17 protein-coding genes and 1 pseudogene are annotated in these 17,451 nt (G+C 73.7%); 13 read left to right on the top strand and 5 right to left on the bottom strand.

Annotated features, from left to right (window positions below):
* Positions 1-39 precede the first annotated feature (39 nt).
* Positions 40-222, top strand: coding sequence for a hypothetical protein (locus GA0074692_RS33925; protein ID WP_141725239.1), 183 nt, complete (start codon positions 40-42; stop codon positions 220-222).
* Here GA0074692_RS33925 and GA0074692_RS11300 read toward each other — a convergent pair.
* The 5 genes from GA0074692_RS11300 to ccsA are packed head-to-tail and all read right to left on the bottom strand — an operon-like array spanning position 181 to position 4,714.
* Positions 181-1,125, bottom strand: coding sequence for a cytochrome c-type biogenesis protein CcmH (locus tag GA0074692_RS11300; RefSeq protein ID WP_176738401.1), 945 nt, complete (start codon positions 1,123-1,125; stop codon positions 181-183). The genes GA0074692_RS33925 and GA0074692_RS11300 overlap by 42 nt on opposite strands.
* The gene (locus GA0074692_RS11295; protein WP_176738400.1) at positions 1,122-1,673 is read right to left on the bottom strand and encodes a TlpA family protein disulfide reductase; all 552 of its coding nucleotides are present in this window, start codon (positions 1,671-1,673) and stop codon (positions 1,122-1,124) included. The genes GA0074692_RS11300 and GA0074692_RS11295 overlap by 4 nt, the downstream gene beginning before the upstream one ends.
* Entirely contained in the window at positions 1,670-3,565 is a 1,896-nt protein-coding gene (locus GA0074692_RS11290) for a cytochrome c-type biogenesis CcmF C-terminal domain-containing protein (protein ID WP_091642993.1), read from the bottom strand. Before GA0074692_RS11290 ends, GA0074692_RS11295 begins: the two co-directional genes overlap by 4 nt.
* Complete coding sequence (locus GA0074692_RS11285; protein WP_091642990.1) at positions 3,555-3,953, bottom strand: cytochrome c maturation protein CcmE; 399 nt, start codon at positions 3,951-3,953, stop codon at positions 3,555-3,557. Before GA0074692_RS11285 ends, GA0074692_RS11290 begins: the two co-directional genes overlap by 11 nt.
* On the bottom strand, positions 3,950-4,714 hold the full coding sequence (gene ccsA / locus GA0074692_RS11280) for a cytochrome c biogenesis protein CcsA (protein ID WP_091642986.1): 765 nt from the start codon (positions 4,712-4,714) through the stop codon (positions 3,950-3,952). The genes GA0074692_RS11285 and ccsA overlap by 4 nt, the downstream gene beginning before the upstream one ends.
* 134 nt (positions 4,715-4,848) lie before the next feature.
* On the opposite strand from ccsA, the gene GA0074692_RS11275 reads away from it, so the two are divergent.
* From GA0074692_RS11275 to GA0074692_RS35355, 12 genes and pseudogenes are all read left to right on the top strand, one after another.
* A complete protein-coding gene (locus GA0074692_RS11275) occupies positions 4,849-5,880 on the top strand; it encodes a cytochrome c oxidase subunit II (RefSeq protein ID WP_141725238.1) in 1,032 nt (343 codons plus the stop codon).
* A gap of 17 nt (positions 5,881-5,897) precedes the next feature.
* Positions 5,898-7,820: a cytochrome c oxidase subunit I gene (gene ctaD / locus GA0074692_RS11270; RefSeq protein ID WP_218106628.1), complete on the top strand. Its 1,923-nt coding sequence runs from the start codon at positions 5,898-5,900 to the stop codon at positions 7,818-7,820.
* Positions 7,817-8,437: a cytochrome c oxidase subunit 3 gene (locus GA0074692_RS35365; RefSeq protein WP_218106627.1), complete on the top strand. Its 621-nt coding sequence runs from the start codon at positions 7,817-7,819 to the stop codon at positions 8,435-8,437. The genes ctaD and GA0074692_RS35365 overlap by 4 nt, the downstream gene beginning before the upstream one ends.
* Positions 8,437-8,841, top strand: coding sequence for a hypothetical protein (locus GA0074692_RS11265; RefSeq protein WP_091642980.1), 405 nt, complete (start codon positions 8,437-8,439; stop codon positions 8,839-8,841). The genes GA0074692_RS35365 and GA0074692_RS11265 overlap by 1 nt, the downstream gene beginning before the upstream one ends.
* Entirely contained in the window at positions 8,829-9,719 is an 891-nt protein-coding gene (locus GA0074692_RS11260; protein WP_091642977.1) for a cytochrome c oxidase assembly protein, read from the top strand. Before GA0074692_RS11265 ends, GA0074692_RS11260 begins: the two co-directional genes overlap by 13 nt.
* On the top strand, positions 9,716-10,105 hold the full coding sequence (locus GA0074692_RS11255) for a c-type cytochrome (RefSeq protein WP_218106626.1): 390 nt from the start codon (positions 9,716-9,718) through the stop codon (positions 10,103-10,105). The genes GA0074692_RS11260 and GA0074692_RS11255 overlap by 4 nt, the downstream gene beginning before the upstream one ends.
* Positions 10,106-10,108: 3 nt before the next feature.
* A complete protein-coding gene (gene qcrC, locus GA0074692_RS11250; protein ID WP_091642974.1) occupies positions 10,109-10,921 on the top strand; it encodes a cytochrome bc1 complex diheme cytochrome c subunit in 813 nt (270 codons plus the stop codon).
* Positions 10,918-11,784: a QcrA and Rieske domain-containing protein gene (locus tag GA0074692_RS11245; RefSeq protein ID WP_176738399.1), complete on the top strand. Its 867-nt coding sequence runs from the start codon at positions 10,918-10,920 to the stop codon at positions 11,782-11,784. Before qcrC ends, GA0074692_RS11245 begins: the two co-directional genes overlap by 4 nt.
* Positions 11,781-13,487 (top strand): cytochrome bc1 complex cytochrome b subunit, encoded by a 1,707-nt coding sequence (gene qcrB, locus GA0074692_RS11240; protein WP_218106625.1) that lies wholly within the window; start codon positions 11,781-11,783, stop codon positions 13,485-13,487. The genes GA0074692_RS11245 and qcrB overlap by 4 nt, the downstream gene beginning before the upstream one ends.
* 21 nt (positions 13,488-13,508) lie before the next feature.
* Positions 13,509-15,275, top strand: a complete 1,767-nt coding sequence (locus GA0074692_RS11235; RefSeq protein ID WP_091642971.1) for a thiamine pyrophosphate-binding protein — start codon at positions 13,509-13,511, stop codon at positions 15,273-15,275.
* A pseudogene (locus GA0074692_RS35960) lies at positions 15,272-16,776 on the top strand (FAD-binding oxidoreductase); the annotation flags it as partial. The gene GA0074692_RS11235 and the pseudogene GA0074692_RS35960, both read left to right, overlap by 4 nt.
* Positions 16,765-17,439 (top strand): enolase C-terminal domain-like protein, encoded by a 675-nt coding sequence (locus GA0074692_RS35355; RefSeq protein WP_281199110.1) that lies wholly within the window; start codon positions 16,765-16,767, stop codon positions 17,437-17,439. The pseudogene GA0074692_RS35960 and the gene GA0074692_RS35355, both read left to right, overlap by 12 nt.
* Positions 17,440-17,451: the final 12 nt, after the last annotated feature.

The raw sequence follows: 17,451 nt of genomic DNA, 5'->3' as shown, positions 1-17,451 counted from the left end.
GTCGCGAGGGAACGGTGGGCGCGAGAGAGCGGTGGGCACGTGAACCTCGGCAAGCTGGGTGACGTGGTGGTGGGAGCTGCGGGTGACGTGGCCGGAACCGTGGTGGACCCGAGAGCGGGTCTGGGCAGGCTCCGCGCCGCGGTCACCCCCCGCGCGGTGGCCATGCTGACCGCCGGTCTGCTACTCGGTTTTCTGCTGGCCCGGTCCCGGCGTCGTCGCTGAGCGCGGTCGGGGTTCGAGCAGCCGACGGATCTCCGTGGCGGCCGGGTGCCCCGCCGCGACGGCGAGGAAGCGCCGCAGCGTCGTCGGCGCGTCCGCCGGCCGGGTGGTCCGCTGGGCCAGGCCCAGCACCAGCAGCCCGTCGGGCAGGTCGGGCGCGTGTTCGAGGACCTGCCGTGCGGCCTCTTCCGCCCCGGCGGCGTCCGACGAGCGCAGCAGAGCGAAGGCGAGGCGCAGCCGGACGTCGTCGTCGGGCCGCTCCCGCAGCGCTTCCCGGTACAGCTGCGCGGCGGCGTCGTACCGCTGCTGACTCTCCAGGTCCTGGGCCAGCCGTAGCGTGACTGCCGTCGGGTCGGCAGCCGGGCGCTGCGGGGCCGGCGGCACCAGCCGGTCGGCGGCCATGGCCACCGTCGCCACGAGGGCGACCAGCCCGGCGGCGGTGAGCCACCAGGCGAGGCGAGGTCGTCGACGGCGGACCGGGGCCGAGGCGCCGTCCGGCCGCCGGCGTTCGCCGTCCGGGGGTCGGCGTCGCAGGGTACGCGCCGCGGCGGCGCCGACGCCGAGCAGCGTCACTGCGGGCACCACCCAGAGCAACAGCGCGAGCCCCCGTACGCGCGGCGCAGCGAGGACCTCCTCGCCGTACCGGGCGACGAACCAGCGGCGGATCTCCTCCGGGCTGCGGCCCTGCGCCACCTGGTCGGCGACCACCTGGCGCATCGAGGCGGCGATCGGGGATCGCGAGTCGGCCACCGACTCTCCCTGACAGGCGGGGCAGCGGAGTCCGGCGGCTATGTCGGCGACCGGGTCGGCCCGGTCCGCCGACCCGGTCGACCGGAGCAGCCCGGCGACCGCCAGCGCGAGCAGCACTGCCAGGCCCAGCGCGACGACCGGACGTCGACGGGTCACGCCGCACCCAGCAGGGCGGACAGCTCGTCCCGAAGCCACTGTCGGGTGACCACACCGTTCCGGTGCGCGACGACGCGTCCGTCGCGGTCCACCAGGAAGGTCTCCGGCACGCCCCGGACACCCCACTCGACGGCCCGGACGCCGTCGGGATCGGGCAACACGGTGAGTGCGTCGGCCCGCGTCTGCCGGAGCAGGGCACGGACCGCGTCCGGCCCGTCGCGCAGGTTGAGCCCGACCACCCGCAGCCCCCGTGGTGACCAGTCCCGGGCGGTCTCCACCAGCAGCGGCAGCTCGTCCCGGCAGGGGCCGCACCACGACGCGAAGACGTTGACCAGGACGACGTCTCCGCGTGCCGCCGCCAGGTCGAACCGCTCACCGGTGAGGGTGGTGCCGGCCAACGCGGGTGCGGCCACCGCCGGTCGTGGTCCGTCGCCGCCTGCGCGGGTGCGGTGTTCGGCGGTGAGTACGAGCCCGAGGGCGACCGCCAGCAGCAGGACCGCCGCCGGGGCGAGCCGGATCCGCCGCCACCGTCCGACCCCCGCGCTCACGCCGGTGCTCCCGCCGCCACCGGTGCGCCGGCTGCGACCGGCTCCGGTCGCCGTGGCCGACGGGATCGCGCCACGCCGGCCACGGCGAGCAGGCCACCGGCGGTGCCGACCGCGCCGCCGGCCCAGATCAGACCGACGAGCGGGTTCACGGCCAGCCGTACGGTCGCACTGCCGCCGTCCTCGGCCACGGCGAGGAGGGTGAGGTAGACGTCGCGGCGGAGGCCCTCGTCGATTGCCGGGACGGTGACCACGGTGTCCCGTGCCGGGTCGTACCGCAGCGCCGGGGCGGCCGTGCGGGTGGTGTCGCCCGACGAGACCGCCAGCCGAGCCCGCACCGTCATCCGGCCGCCAGGTGCGGCACGCTGCACTGACGTCAGCCGCGCCGACACATCGGACACCCGCAGCGTCTCGCCCACCCGCAGGGTCCGCTCGTCGGCCCGCGCGTACGCCGAGGAAGCCGCGACGCCCACGGCGAGCAGGGCGAGTCCGGCGTGCCCCAGCGCGGCGGCCCGGGGCCGGGCGCGCGTGGCGACCAGGCCGGTCAGGACGAAGGCCGCTGCCCCGAACGCGGTGAGCGCCGCGGGACCGGGCCGGCTGAGCAGGCCGACGGTGGCCACCGTGGCCAGCGCCGCCGCGCCGGGCAGGACGAGACGGCGCCGCGCCTCGCCCGGGTTCCGGCCGCGTAGTGCGGGTGGCAGCCCGGCCAGCAGCAGCACCACCACGGCCAGCGGCACCGCCGTGCGCTGGTAGTAGCTGGCCCCGACGCTGGCCCGGCTGCCGGTGAGCGGCTCGGTGAGCAGCGGCAGCACGGTGCCGATCAGCACCACGGCGGTGACGGTGACCAGCAGGACGGCGTTGACCAGCACGGCGGTGCGCCGGGACCACAGCGGCGCGGCGTTGGGTAGCGACCCCGGTTGTTGGCGGCGTCCGGTGAGGACGGTGGCGGCCAGTACGGCCAGCAGGACGAAGCCGAGCAGCAGCGGCCCCAGCGGCGACTCGGTGAACGCGTGCACGCTGGCCACCGCGCCGGAGCGGGTCAGGAAGGTGCCGAGCAGCACCAGCAGGAAGCCGGCGCAGGCCAGCACCTGGTTCCAGCGTTCCCGCGCCCGGCCGGCGAGGCTGGTGTGCAGGAGGGCCGTGGTGGTCAGCCAGGGCAGCAGGGAGGCGTTCTCCACCGGGTCCCAGGCCCAGTAGCCGCCCCAGCCCAGCACCGCGTACGACCACCAGGCGCCGAGCACGATGCCGGCGGTCAGCGCGCACCAGGCGGCCAGTGCCCACGGGCGGGCCACCCGGAGCCACCGCCGTCCGGCCCGCCCGGCCAGCGGGGCGGCCAACGCCAGCGCGAACGGCACCAGCATGCCGAGGTATCCGGCGTACAGCAGCGGTGGGTGCACGCCCATGGCCGGGTGCTGTTGCAGCAGCGGGTTCGGGCCCGGCCCGTCGAGCGGGACCGGGTCCACGGTCCGGAAGGGGTTGGCCGCGAAGGTGGAGAGCGCGAAGAAGCCGGTGCTGACCACGCTGACCACCACCATCGCGTACCCGCGCAGCCGGTCCGGTCGCCCTCGGGCGAGCAGGGCGCCGTACCCGGCGAGGACCAGGAGCCAGAGCAGCAGCGACCCGTCCATCGCCGACCACAGGCTGGTGACCGCGTAGTAGGTGGGTACGTGTCGGCCGCCGTTCTCGGCGACGAACCGCACGCTGAAGTCGGGCGCCAACAGTGCCGCCTCCAGCGCGGCGCAGGCTGCTCCGGCGGCGAGCAGCGCGCCGACCGTGGCCAGCCGGGCGGGCCGGGCCGGCGCTCCGGCCAGCGCCACCCGGAGCCAGAGCAGCGCGGCGAGGGGAGCGGCGACGAGTCCGGCGGCGAGGCTGGCGGTGCCGAAGTCACCGAGCATCGGCCGGCTCCGGGGCGGGTCCGTACTCGTTGCCGTGTCGCACCACCACGTGGTCGGCGTCGAACACGCCGTCGGCGCCGAGCCGGCCCTCGACGACCGCGTCCTCGCTCTCCCGGAAGGTCTCCGGAGGCACCCCGCGCTGTCGTACGGTCACCTCGTCGCCCCGGTCGGCCAGGCGGAACACCACCAGGTCACCGTCGCGTCGTATCGACCCCGGGACGACCTCGCCGCCGAGGCGGACCCGCTGCCGTGCCGCGTCCGGGTCGGCCAGCACCTCGCCCGGGGTGCGGTAGTAGGTGAGGGTGTCGCGCAGCGCGCCGGCCACCAGCAGTCCGCCCGTGGCGAGCAGTACCGCGACCAGCGCCAGGCGTCCGGGGCGGCGGATCATCGCACCCGCGCCGGCACCGGCCGTCGCTCCCGCAGCGGGGCACGGGCCGGGTCGGGTCGGCGCTGCGACCGCACCACCCGGTGGGCCAGCACCCAGGTGGCGGCGACGGTCGCCGCGGCCACGGCCAGCAGCAACGCGAGCGCCATCCGGGGGTCGATCGGCGGTCGTTCGGGGGCGAGGATGGTGGCCTGCTGGTGCAGCGAGCGCCACCAGCGCACCGAGAAGTGCACCACGGGAACGAGCAGGAAGCCGCCGATCCCGAGGACGGCGACGGGGCGGGCGACCGTCGGGTCACCGTGCCACGGTGCACCGGTCCGTTCGGCGAGGGCCCGGCGCAGGGCTAGCGCGGCGGCGTACACCAGGAGCAGCAGAGCGGTGCTGACCAGGCGGGGATCCCAGGCCCACCAGGTCCCCCAGACCAGGTGGCCCCAGAGTGCCCCGGTGGTGAGGGTCAGCACGGTGAGGACCACGCCGATCTCGGTGGCGGCCAGGGCGATGGCGTCCCACCGGGCGTCGGCCCGGACGAGGTACGCACCGCTGGCCGCGAGCACGACGACGAACGCCAGGTAGGCCACCCAGGCGGCTGGTACGTGCAGGTACATGAGGCGTTGCGCCTGGCCCTGGAGGGCATCGGTCGGGGCCAGCAGGCCGCCGGCGAGTCCGGCCGCGGCGGCGAGGCCACCGCCGATCCAGGCGGTCGTACGTCGGGCCGCGCGGCCCCGTGCGGAGTCTGCGGTCAGTTCAACGGTGGAAGTGCGCATCCTCGTCCCGTCCGCGCCGTCGATGCTCGCCTGCTGCCTACCTGTGCACCCACTCTAATCAGCCAAAAGCGGCCAATTTTCCCAATCCACCTAAAACCTGATATGAGGGTGCGAAGTCACTAGGGTTGGTGCCGGTGGACACGAGAGACGATCCGACGACGCGCTCCCGGTGGCAGCGCTGGCGTCGGCACCTCACCCCGGTGGCGCTGGGTGGCGTGCTGGCGTCCGCCGGCTGCACCGGGCAGGCGCCGTCCACACTCGACCCGGCGGGGGTGGGCGCCGGCCGGGTAGCCGGGCTGTGGTGGGCGCTGTTCTGGATCTCCATGGCGGTCTTCGCCGAGGTCATGCTGGTGTTGCTCTGGGCGTTGGTGTTCCGCCGCCGACCAGAGGTCCGGGTCCGGCACGGCCAGCCGCTGCGCTTCGTCGCGGTCGCTGGTGCCGGGGTGCCGCTGGTGATCCTGGTGACGGTCTACAGCCTCGGGCTGCGCGACCTCGCCGCGCTGGGTGACGGTCCGGGCCCCCGGGCACCCGTCATCGAGGTCACCGGCCACCGCTGGTGGTGGGAGGTGCGGGTGCCGGGTGTCGCCGGGGCCACCGCCAACGAGCTGCACATCCCGGTGGGCGAGAAGGTGCGGATCCGGCTGCGTACCGCCGACGTGCTGCACAGCTTCTGGGTGCCGCAGCTCATGCCGAAGACCGACCTGATCGCCGGGGAGGAACGGGAGACCTGGCTGCACGCCGAGCGGGCCGGCCGCTACCGGGGCCAGTGCGCCGAGTACTGCGGCACCCAGCACGCGCACATGGCGTTCCTCGTGGTGGCCGAGCCCCGCAGCGACTTCGACGCCTGGCTGACCCGACTCGGTGCACCCGCACCCCAGCCGCAGACCGACGCGCAGCGACGCGGGCAGCAGGCGTTCGTGCAGGGCAGCTGCGCCGGTTGTCACGCCATCCGGGGCACCGGCGCGAACGGCCGGGTCGGTCCCGACCTGTCCGACGTCGGCTCCCGGTGGAGCATCGGGGCGGGAGCGGTGCCCAACGACGGCGGCCATCTGGGCGGTTGGATCGCGAACTCGCAGACGGTCAAGCCGGGCAACCGCATGCCGCCGCAACCGGTCGACGCGGCCCGGCTGCCGGACCTCGTCGCCTACCTGCAGTCGTTGACGTGAGCGGAGGGGAGGGAGGAGTGTCCACGACCGCCGCACCGGCACCCGTCGTCAGCCAGGAGGACCTGGCCCGGCTGGAGGCGCACTGGGCCGAACGGCCCTCGCTGCGCTCCTGGTTCACCACGGTGGACCACAAGCGGATCGGCCGGCGCTACCTGGTCACCGCCGGGCTGTTCTTCGTCCTGGCCGGGCTGAGCGCCCTGGCGATGCGTACCCAGCTCGCCCGGCCGGAGTCGCGGCTGCTCTCGCCCGGGGAGTACAACCAGCTCTTCACCATGCACGGCACGGCGATGATCTTCCTGTTCGCCACCCCGATGCTCTTCGGGTTCGGCAACTTCCTGGTCCCGCTCATGATCGGCTCGCGGGACATGGCCTTCCCCAAGCTGAACGCGCTCGGCTACTGGGTGTTCCTGTTCGCCGGACTGTTCATGTGGGCGAGCCTGCCCTTCGGGGCGGCCCCGAACGCGGGCTGGTTCGCGTACGTGCCGCTGACCGACGAGCAGCACACCCCGGGCCTGCACATGGACGTCTACAGTCTGGGGCTGCTGTTCCTCGGCATCGCCACCACCGCCGGCTCGATCAACTTCATCGTCACCGCGCTCAAGCTGCGCGCTCCGGGCATGTCGCTGAACCGGGTGCCGTTGTTCGTCTGGGCGATCGTCGTCACCGCCTTCATGGTGATCTTCGCGTTGCCCGCGCTGAACCTCGACAACGCGATGCTCTTCCTCGACCGCCGGTTCGGCACCCACTTCTTCGACCCGGACGCCGGCGGGAACGTGCTGCTCTGGCAGCACCTGTTCTGGATCTTCGGCCACCCGGACGTGTACATCATCGTGATGCCGGCCCTGGGCATCGTCTCGGCCGTGCTGCCCGCGTTCACCCGGCGGGGCGTGGTCGGCTACGCGCTGATCGTGCTGGCCCTCGTGTCCATCGCGATCATCTCGTTCGGCGTCTGGGTGCACCACATGTTCGCCACCGGGCTGCCCCAGCTCTCGTACAGCTTCTTCAGCGCGGCGAGCACGGTCATCACCATCCCGTCCGGAATCCAGATCTTCGCCTGGCTTGCCACCATGGCGCTCGGCCGCCTGGTGCTCCGGGTGCCACTGCTGTTCGTGATCGGGTTCGTGGTGACCTTCGTGCTCGGCGGGTTCACCGGCGCCATGTTCGCGCTGACCGCCTTCGACCAGCAGGTGACCGACTCCTACTTCGTGGTCGCCCACTTCCACTACGTGCTCTTCGGTGGGGCGGTTTTCCCGATCCTTGCCGGCATCTACTACTGGCTGCCGAAGATCACCGGGCGGATGTACCACGAGGGGCTCGGCCGGTGGGCGTTCTGGCTGGTGTTCGCTGGCATGCACGGCACGTTCTTCCCGATGCACCTCTACGGGCTGTTCGGCATGCCGAGACGGGTCTACACCTACCCGGGCGAGCTGGGTTGGGACGGCTGGAACCTGGTCAGCACCATCGGGGCGTACGTGCTGGCGGTCGGGCTGCTGCTGGTCCTCGTCGGCGTGGGGCACGCGATCCGGCGCGGCCGGCCGGCCGGCCCGGACCCGTGGGGTGGCGACAGCCTGGAGTGGGCCACCGACTCGCCGCCGAAGCCGTACAACTTCCCGGTCCTGCCCCGGGTGCACAGCGTGCACCCGGTCTGGGACGAACCGAGCCGGGAGTCGATGGGCGCCGACCCGGACCGGATCCTGGCCGACGGGCGGACGACCCTGCTCACCAGCGAACTCGACGGGCGTCGGGAGCGGGCGGTGGAGATGCCGGAGGCGTCCCTGCAACCGTTGCTGCTCGCCGTGGCGATGCTGGTCTTCTTCACCGCGCTGCTGTTCGCCTGGTACCCACTGGCTGCCGTGGCCGCCGTGGCGGTGGCCGGCACCATCGCGGTCTGGCTCTGGCCGCCGCGCCGGCCGGACCAGGAAGTCGGGGCGAGCCGATGACCAGGACCATCGCGGCGGTCACCGGCACCGAGGCGCTGACCACCGAACTGCCGGTCGGCCGGTCCACCGGCTGGTGGGGGATGGTGATGTTCGTCGTCACCGAGGCCACCCTCTTCGCCTGCCTGCTCGGCAGCTACTTCTACCTGCGCTTCCAGTACGGCGCGCCGTGGCCCCCACCGGGGATCGAGCCGCCGGAGCTGCTGCTCCCGCTGGTGATGACCGCCGTGCTGGTGCCCAGCAGCCTGCCGATGGTCTGGGCCGAGCGCGGCATCCGCAAGGGGCAGCGCTGGCGGCTGCGGTCCGGCCTGGCCGCCACCCTCCTGCTCGGGGTGACGTTCCTGGCCATGCAGGCCACCGAGTACACGGACAAGCTGCGCCACTTCACCATCACCACCGACGCCTACGGGTCGCTCTTCTACGTCATCACCGGATTCCACGGGCTGCACGTGGCGGTCGGGCTGACCATGATCGCCTGGCTGCTGGCCGCCTCCCTACGTGGCGGCAGCTTCGGCGCGCACCGCCACGACCGGGTCCGCAACGCCGCCATCTACTGGCACTTCGTCGACGTGGTCTGGGTCGCCATCCTGTTCGTCATCTACCTCTCCCCGAGGCTGTGATGAGCACCCATCCCGGACCCCGGGTCCGCCTCGCCGGCGGGCTGCTGCTCTGGTACGCCGTGCTCGGCGGCGCGGTCGCCTGGGCGGTGCACCTGCTGGCCGGCTGGGGAGTCGACGAGTTGACCTGTGCCAGCGGGTCCGAGCGGATCGGCGCGGTCCCGCTGCGTACCGTCCTCGGGGCCGCCGTGGTGCTGCCGGCGCTGGCCACGGTGGGCGCGCTGCTGGCGTCCACGTTGCTCTGGCGGCGTACCGCAGACTCGCCGCCGCCACCGGACGGCGCGGACCGGTCGGTGGGGCGCAGCCGGCTGCTCGCCGTGGTTGGCATCTGGTCCAACCTGCTCTTCCTGACCATCATCATGCTGGGCGGCGTCGCCCTGCTGGTGCTACCGCCATGCCAGCGCTGACCGCCCCCGGGCCTGCGGGCGCGGACGAGGTGGCCGGCGGCATTCTCGCCATGCTGCTGGTGACCGTGCTGGCCCTGCTCGCCGCCGGCTACGGGCGGGGCGTCCACGAGCTGTGGGCCCGGCGAGGTGTCGGCGACGTCCTGCCGGGCTGGCGGGTGGTCGCCTTCGGAGCCGGCCTGCTCGTCCTGCTCGCCGCCCAGAACGGTCCGATCGCCGCGCTGGCAGCCCGGGGCCTCGCCGTGCACATGACGCAGCACATGTTGCTGCTGCTCGTCGCGGGACCGCTGCTCGCGGCCGGGGCCGCCGGACTGCCGCTGACCCTGGCCTGCCCGGCGGCGCTACGTCGTCGGCTGGCCCGGCTGCGGGTCACCGGACCGGGCCGGTGGCTGCGTCGCCCGGTGGTCGTGGCGCTGGTCGCGGGCGGTCTCCAGACGGTCGTGCTCTGGTTCTGGCACCTGCCCGTGCCCTATCTCGCCGCCGAGCGGCACCCGGTCGTGCACGTGGTGCAGCACGCCTGCTTCGTCGGGTCGGCCTGGCTGCTCTGGGCGCCGCTGCTCGGCGCTCCCCGGCACCGGCTGCCCGCGCCGACCGGCATGCTGCTGCTGATCGGCACCATGCTGCCGGCGTCCGCGCTGGGCGCCGTGCTCACCTTCGCGCCCCGGCCGGTCTACCCGGTGGCGGTGCTCGGTGCCGACCCACTGGCCGACCAGCAGTTGGCCGGGCTGCTGATGTGGGCGCCGATGGACGTCGTGGCGCTGATCGCCGCCCTGGCGACGTTCCTGCGCTGGCTGTCGGCCCTGCAACGGCGACGCCCGGAGCGGGTGACCTCGCCGGAGAGCGGGGGCCGGCGGGCGGCCACCGAGGGAGTGGCGTCGTGAACCGCCGGATCCGGGGGCCGCTGACCCTGCTGGTGGCGCTGCCGTGGCTGCTGGTCGTGCCCGGGTGCGCGCGCACCGACCCGCCTCCGCCGCCCGAGGTCCGTGGCGGACAGCCGGACCGGGGGGCGACGCTCATCGCCCGGTACGGCTGCGGCTCCTGCCACACCATCCCCGGCATCGACCGGGCCAACGGTCTGGTGGGCCCGCCGCTGACCCACTTCGGGTCCCGCTCCTACATCGCCGGGAACCTGGTGAACAACGCGGACAACCTGCAGCACTGGATCGCCGATCCGCAGGCGGTCGAGCCCGGCACGGCCATGCCGGACCTGGGGGTCAGCGCGATCGACGCCCGGGACATCGCCGCCTACCTGCACACCCTGGAGTGAGCGATGCGGAAGCGGACGTACCAGCGGTGGCGGGCCGGCGCGGCGGGCGCGGCACTGGCGTTGGTCGCCGGACCGGCAGCCCTCGCGGCGCCCACGCCACCCGGCCCCGCCGGGCCGGGCGGCAGCCCGACCATGGTGACGCCGAGCGGCAGTCCGACCATGGTGACGCCCGGCGGGGGGAACCGGGGCGAGGCGTTGTACCGGCAGAACTGCGCGAGCTGCCACGGCGATCAGGGTCAGGGCAGCCAGCGCGGCCCCTCGCTCGTCGGGGTCGGGGCCGCGTCGGTGGACTTCCAGGTCGCCACCGGACGGATGCCCCTCCCGTCCGAGCAGCGGCAACCGCGCCGTGGCGAGCCGGTCTTCTCGGCCGGCGAGATCGCCGCGCTGGTCGACCACGTGACCAGCTTCGGCGGTGGCGGCCCGGGGATTCCCCGGGTCGCCCCGGGCCGCCTCACCTCCGGGCGGGAACTCTTCGCCACGAACTGCGCCCCCTGTCACGGCGCAGCCGGCGCCGGGGCGCCGCTGACCAGCGGCTGGATCGCCCCACCGCTGTACGACGCGACGCCGGTCCAGGTCGCCGAGGCGATCCGCGTCGGCCCCGGCCTGATGCCGGTCTTCCCCAGCCAGGTCTTCACCGACCAGCAGGTGGACGACCTGGTCGGCTACGTCCAGCAGTTGCGCGGCCAGCGGTCGGACCGGGGCGGGAACCCGCTCGGCCGGATCGGCCCGCTGGCCGAGGGCCTCGTCGCCTGGATCGTCACGCTGGGGCTGCTCGTCGCCGCGGCCCGCTGGCTCGGCCGGAGGGCCGGGGAGTGAGCCGACGTCCACCGGTGGCGCCGGCGCCGCCCGGAGTGACCCGACGGATCACGCTGTCCTTCCTGGTCAGCGCGGCCGGCGCGATCGGCTTCGCGGTCGTCTACGGTCTCGGTGGGCAGACCCGCTGGGAGGGGGTGTGCCTGGCGGTGGCGTTCGCCGGGCTGGCTACCGGCCTGGCGATCTGGGGACGCCGGCTGGCGCCGGTCGGCGGGTACGTCGAGGAGCACGAGGGCTTCACCCCGCCGCCGGTCGAGCAGGCGTTGACCGCCGCCGAGCTCAGCGCACCGGACAGCCCGATCCGCCGACGCGGCCTCGTCGCCCCGCTGGGTCTGGCGCTGACCGCGCTCGGCGTCGCGGCGCTGTTCCCGCTCCGGTCACTGCTCCCCTGGGACCGTGGCCACCCGGTGCGGGCCCGCCGGGACACCCCGTGGGGGCCGGGCGTACGGCTGCTGACCAGCGGCGGGCAGCCGCTGCGACCCGAGGACGTGCCGGCCGGGACGCTGGTCGGGGTGTTCCCCGAGGGCGGCGTCGACGCCGGTGACGCCCCGGCCTTCGCCGTCCGGCTGGCACCGGAGCGGTTCACCCGGCCGCCGGCCGCCGGCCACCTGGCCGGACTGGTCGTCTACTCGCTGCTCTGCACCCACGCCGGCTGCCCGGTGCGGCTCTACCTCAAGGGCACCGGCCGGCTGCTGTGCCCCTGCCACCAGTCGTCGTTCGACCTCCTGGCCGACGCCGCCCCGGTAGCCGGACCCGCCGCCCGTTCGCTGCCCGGCCTGCCGGTCGAGGTCGACCCGGACGGTCACCTGCGGGCCACGGGCGACTTCACCGCGCCGCCCGGCGCCGGCTTCTGGAGCCGGCCGTGATCGTCGACCGACTGGCCCGCGCGGTCGACGACCGGCTGCGACTCTCCCCGCTGACCCGCCGGGCACTGGCGAAGGTGTTCCCGGACCACTGGTCGTTCATGCTCGGCGAGATCGCCCTCTACTCCCTCGTCGCGCTCATCCTCACCGGCGTCTACCTGACCCTGTTCTTCGAACCTAGCTCCGCCGACCGGGTCTACCACGGCGCGTACGCCCCGCTGGACGGCAGCACGACCTCCGCCGCGTACGCCTCCACTGTGCGGCTGAGTTGGGACGTACGGGCGGGGCTGCTGATCCGGCAGACCCACCACTGGGCGGCCCTGGTCTTCGTCGCGGCGATCCTGGTGCACCTAGTCCGGATCTTCTTCACCGGCGCGTTCCGCAAGCCTCGGGAGCTGAACTGGCTGGTCGGCGTGACCATGCTGACGCTGGCCCTGGCGAACGGCTTCACCGGCTACTCCCTGCCCGACGACCTGCTCTCCGGCCTCGGCCTGCGGATCATCGTCTCGGTGGTGGAGTCGATCCCGCTGGTCGGCTCGTGGCTGGCCTTCCTCGGCCTCGGCGGCGAGTTCCCCTCCGCCGAGATGATCCCGCGGCTGTTCGTCACGCACGTGCTGCTGGTGCCCGCGCTGCTGGTCGCGCTGGTCTCCGCGCATCTCGCGATGATCGTCCGGCAGAAGCACAGCCAGTTCCCCGGCCCCGGCCGGACCGAGCACAACGTGGTCGGCTCCCGGCTCTACCCCAGCTACACGCTGCGCTCCCTGGCGCTGTTCGCCTGGGTGCTGGCGGTGCTGTTCGCGCTCGGCGGTCTGGTGCAGATCAACCCGGTCTGGCTCTACGGGCCGTTCGCCCCCGACCAGGCCACCTCGCCCGCCCAACCGGACTGGTACGTCGCCTGGGGCGACGGGGCGTTGCGGCTGTTCCCGCCGTGGGAGATCCACGTCGCCGGTCACCTGGTGCCCGCGCCGTTCTTCCCGGGCGTGGTGCTCGGCGGCGTCACCTTTCTCGCCCTCTACGCCTGGCCGTTCCTGGAACGCTGGTGCGGCGGGGACCGCCGGGCACACCACCTGCTCGACCGGCCCCGCGACCACCCGGTCCGGATGGGGGTCGGGGTGATGGCCCTGACCTTCTTCGGAGTGCTGGTCGTCGCGGCCGGCGACGACGTCATCGCCCGGCTGCTGCGCGTGCCGCTGTACGACGTGCTCGATGTGTTCCGCGTGCTGGCGCTGGTGCTGCCGGTGCTCGCCGGGGCGCTGGCCTTCCTGCTGGCCCGGGCGCTGCGCCGGGGCGACGCCGCGCGCCTCGGCGACCTGACCGGCGCCGACCTGCGGGCCGCCCGGCAACCGGACGACAGTGCCCCGGAGAGCGAGCCGGAACTGCCGGCGCCGGACCGGCCGGGAGAGCGGATCGAACGCTGGCCCGACGGTCAGGTGTGGCGTTGGCGCTACCGCGACGACCAGGCCGGTGTCGCGGTCCTCGGTAACCGGGCCGTGCTGACCGAGCAGGAGGCGGTGGACGCGGCGCGGCTCGCGTACCCCGATGTGGACCAGACGCGGGTGCCCGGCCCGCCGCCATCTCCGCCGCCCGGCCGGGTCCGCGCCGCGTTGCGCCGCTGGGGCAACACCGCACTGGGTGTCTCGCTGTTCGCGGCGGCCCTCCGGCAACGGCGCGCATCCCGTCGTGGGGACCCACGGACGAAGGACTGACCAGGAAACGAGGAGGACGACGTGCAGGAGATCGTGGGCGAGAGCCTGGCCCGACGGCTGGTGGAGTGGGGTGTGGACACCGTCTTCGGTCTGCCCGGGGACGGCATCAACGGGCTGATGGAGGGCTTCCGTCGACAACAGGAGAAGTTGCGGTTCGTGCTGGTGCACCACGAGGAGGCCGCCGCCTTCATGGCCACCGGGTACGCCAAGGCCACCGGCCGCCTCGGCGTCTGCGTGGCCACCTCCGGCCCGGGGGCGATCCACCTGCTCAACGGGCTCTACGACGCCAAACTCGACCATGTGCCGGTGCTGGCGATCACCGGCATGCAGGAGACCTCGGTGCTCGGCTCGCACTACCAGCAGGAGGTGCACACCACGCAGCTCTACCAGGACGTGGCCGCGTACAACCTGATGGTCACCAACCCGCAGCAGATGCCGGCGGTGGTGGACCTGGCCATCCGTACCGCGTTGAGCAGGCGGACCGTGGCCCACCTGACCTTCCCCAACGACGTGCAGGTCGCGCTCGCCTCCGAGGACCCGTACCGGCACGTCAGCCCGGGGCGACCGCCGACGAGCCTGGCGGTGCTGTCGTACCCGCAACTGCCGCCGGACCCCCGGGAGTTGGCGAAGGCGGCCGAGGTGCTCCAGGCGGGCCGGAAGGTGGCCATGCTGGTCGGGGTGGGGGCCCGGGGCGCCCGCGCGGAGGTACTCGCGGTGGCCGAGGCCCTGGCCAGCCCGATCGTGAAGACCCTGCCGGGCAAGCAGGTGGTGCCCGACGACCACCCGCTGACCACCGGCGGGCTCGGCCTGCTCGGCACCGCGCCGAGCGAGGAGCTGATGGAGGAGTGCGACACCCTGCTGATGGTGGGCACCTCCTTCCCGTACGGGAAGTACCTGCCCGCGCCGGGGCAGGCGAAGGTGGTGCAGATCGACGTCGATCCCAGCCTGATCGGGATGCGGCTGCCGGTCGACGCACCGGTCTGCGCGGACGCCCGCCAGGCGTTGCGCCAACTGCTGCCGCTGCTCCCGCGTCGCCCGGACCGGTCGTTCCTCGAGACGTGCCAGCGCAGGATGGCCGCCTGGCGGTCGGAGATGGCCAGCTTGGCGGACCCGGAGCGGGCGCCGATCGCTCCGCAGTACCTGATGAGCTGCATCGACGACGCCGCGGCCGACGACGCCATCCTGACCTGTGACTCGGGCACCATCGCCACCTGGTCGGCCCGGCACTGGACGATCCGCGGCGACCGTGAGTTCTTCCTCTCCGGCAACCTGGCGACGATGGCGCCCGGCCTGCCGTACGCGATCGCGATGCAGCACGCGTATCCGGGCCGGCAGGTGATCGCGTACGTCGGTGACGGCGGGTTCGCCATGCTGATGGCCGAGTTCCTCACCGCCGTACGACACGAACTGCCGATCAAGGTCGTGGTCAACAACAACAACTCGTACGGGCAGATCCTCTGGGAGCAGATCGTCCTCGGCTACCCCGAGTACGCGGTGCGGCACCGGCAGCCGGAGGCCGACTTCGGGGCCTGGGCGCGGGCCTGCGGCAGCTTCGGCGTCAAGGTCACCGACGCGAAGTCGGTGCCCGGCGCGATCCGGGAGGCCCTCGCGCACCCCGGCCCGGCGCTGGTCGACTGCGACGTCAACCCGAACGAGCCGCCGATGCCCGGCAAGGTCAAGTACGACCAGGCGAAGCACTTCACCGAGGCGTTCCTGCGCGGCCAGCCGCACAAGGCGGCGACCCTGGCCACCATTGCCCGCGACAAGATCAACGAGCTGCGGTCGTGACCGGGGTACTGCCCGATCCGGTCCGGCGGCCATCCGAACCGGCCCACCGGATCGACCTGGCCGGTCTCGCCGCCGACCTGCGCGCCGAGGTGGACGGCGAGGTCCGCTTCGACACCGGCTCCCGCGCCGCGTACTCCACCGACGCGTCCAACTACCGGCAGGTGCCGCTCGGGGTGGTCGTGCCGCGTACGGTCGACGCGGCGGTGGCTGCGGTCGCGGTGTGCCGACGCCACGGCGCGCCGCTGACCTCCCGGGGTGGCGGCACCAGCCTGGCCGGCGAGTGCACCAACACCGCCGTGTGGTGGACTGGTCGAAGTACTGCCACCGGCTGCTGGAGGTCGACGAGCGGGCCCGCACCTGCCTGGTCGAACCCGGGATCGTGCTGGACGAACTGAACGCCCAGCTCAGCTCGACCGGGCTGGAGTACGGGCCCCGGCTGGCCACCCACGACCACTGCACCCTCGGCGGCATGCTCGGCAACAACTCCTGCGGCGCCACCACGCAGCGCGCCGGGACGGTGGTCGACAACGTCGTCGAGCTGGAGGTGCTGCTCTACGACGGCACCCGGATGTGGGTGGGGGAGACCAGCGACGACGAGTACGCCCGCATCCAGCGCGACGGCGGCGACAAGGCCCGGCTCTACCGGCAGTTGCGCGCGCTGCGCGACGAGTACCTGGCCGACATCCGGACCCGCTACCCGGACATCCCGCGCCGGGTCTCCGGCTACAACCTGGACAGCCTGCTGCCGGAGAAGAACTTCCACGTCGCCCAGGCCCTGGTCGGCTCCGAGGGGACCCTGGTCACCATCCTGCGGGCCCGGCTGAAGCTGATCCCCCGGGTCAAGGCCAACGTGATGGTCTTCCTCAGCTACCCGGACATCGCCGCCGCCGGCGACGACGTGCCCAGAGTCCTGGCGCACCAGCCGATCGTCCTGGAGGGGATCGACGACAAGCTGGTCAGGTTCGAACGGCTCAAGCGCCTGCACCCGCACGCGCTGCACGAACTGCCCGAGGGCGGCGCCTGGCTGATGGTGCAGCTCGGCGGCGACACGCCCGAGCAGGCCCGGTCCGCCGCCGACGGGCTGATCGCTGCCGTCCGTCGCGACGGCGGGCCACGGGTGCACGAGTTCGCCGACCCCGCCGACGAGCAGCGGATGTGGGCGGTCCGCGACTCCGGGCTGGGCGCCACCGCCCACGTGCCCGGCGCGGACGACACCTGGCCGGGGTGGGAGGACTCGGCGGTCGCCCCGGAGCGGCTCGGCGACTACCTGCGCGACCTGCAACGGCTCTACCGCGAGCACGGCCTCCAGCAGGCCTCCGTGTACGGGCACTTCGGGCAGGGCTGCGTGCACAGCCGGATCCCGTTCCGGCTGCGTGACGCCGACGGGGTGCGGGACTTCCGGTCCTTCGTCGAACGGGCCGCCGATCTGGTCGTCTCCTACGGCGGCTCGTTCTCCGGCGAGCACGGCGACGGGCAGGCCCGGGGCGAGCTGCTGCCCAAGCGCCAGCACCGGCAGCTCGCCGACGGGGTGCACGAGCAGGGCATTCCCCGGGTGAAGATCAAGATCGGCGGGTCGTGCGGCACGGAGGTGGGGCGGTACCTGGCCCGGATGGCGGCGGCCCGGCGCAGCATCGGCGACGGCGCGGAGCTGTACGTCGACGCCAACGGCGCGTACCAGCGCAAGCAGGCGATCCGGGTGGCGCACGCCGTGGCGGACCTGGACGTGCGCTGGTACGAGGAACCGGTCAGCTCCGACGACCTGCCCGGCCTCGGCCTGGTCCGCGACCACGTCCGACCGGACGTGGCGGCCGGAGAGTACGGGTACGACCTGGTCTACTTCCGGATGGCCCCGTACGTGGACTGCCTCCAGGTCGACGTCACCCGCTGCGGCGGCATCAGTGGGTTCCTCCGCGCGGCCACCGTGGCCGACGCCGCCGGGCTGGAGGTGTCCGGCCACTGCGCGCCGCACCAGCACCTCCCGGTCGCCGCCGCCGTCCCCAACCTGCGGCACCTGGAGTGGTTCCACGACCACGTCCGTATCGAGCCGATGTTCTTCGACGGCGCCGAGCCGGCCACCGGCGGGGCCGCCCAGGTGCCGGTGGACCGGCCCGGCAACGGCCTGGAGTTCCGGGCCGACCGCGCACAGCAGTACCGGGTCGCCTGAGTCGACCCGCCG

It is taken from the genome of Micromonospora pallida, assembly GCF_900090325.1.
Taxonomy (GTDB): Bacteria; Actinomycetota; Actinomycetes; order Mycobacteriales; family Micromonosporaceae; genus Micromonospora; species Micromonospora pallida.
The sequence above is the reverse complement of the archived record's forward strand: the minus strand, read 5'-3'. Positions and strand labels throughout refer to the sequence as shown.

Bases quoted from the DNA above. Each gene is read 5' to 3' on its own strand.
- GA0074692_RS11290 (WP_091642993.1), bottom strand. From the start codon at position 3,565: ATGCTCGGTGACTTCGGCACCGCCAGCCTCGCCGCCGGACTCGTCGCC.
- GA0074692_RS11285 (WP_091642990.1), bottom strand. From the start codon at position 3,953: ATGATCCGCCGCCCCGGACGCCTGGCGCTGGTCGCGGTACTGCTCGCC.
- GA0074692_RS35365 (WP_218106627.1), top strand. From the start codon at position 7,817: ATGACCAGGACCATCGCGGCGGTCACCGGCACCGAGGCGCTGACCACC.
- GA0074692_RS11260 (WP_091642977.1), top strand. From the start codon at position 8,829: ATGCCAGCGCTGACCGCCCCCGGGCCTGCGGGCGCGGACGAGGTGGCC.
- GA0074692_RS11265 (WP_091642980.1), top strand. From the start codon at position 8,437: ATGAGCACCCATCCCGGACCCCGGGTCCGCCTCGCCGGCGGGCTGCTG.
- qcrC (WP_091642974.1), top strand. From the start codon at position 10,109: ATGCGGAAGCGGACGTACCAGCGGTGGCGGGCCGGCGCGGCGGGCGCG.
- ccsA (WP_091642986.1), bottom strand. From the start codon at position 4,714: ATGCGCACTTCCACCGTTGAACTGACCGCAGACTCCGCACGGGGCCGC.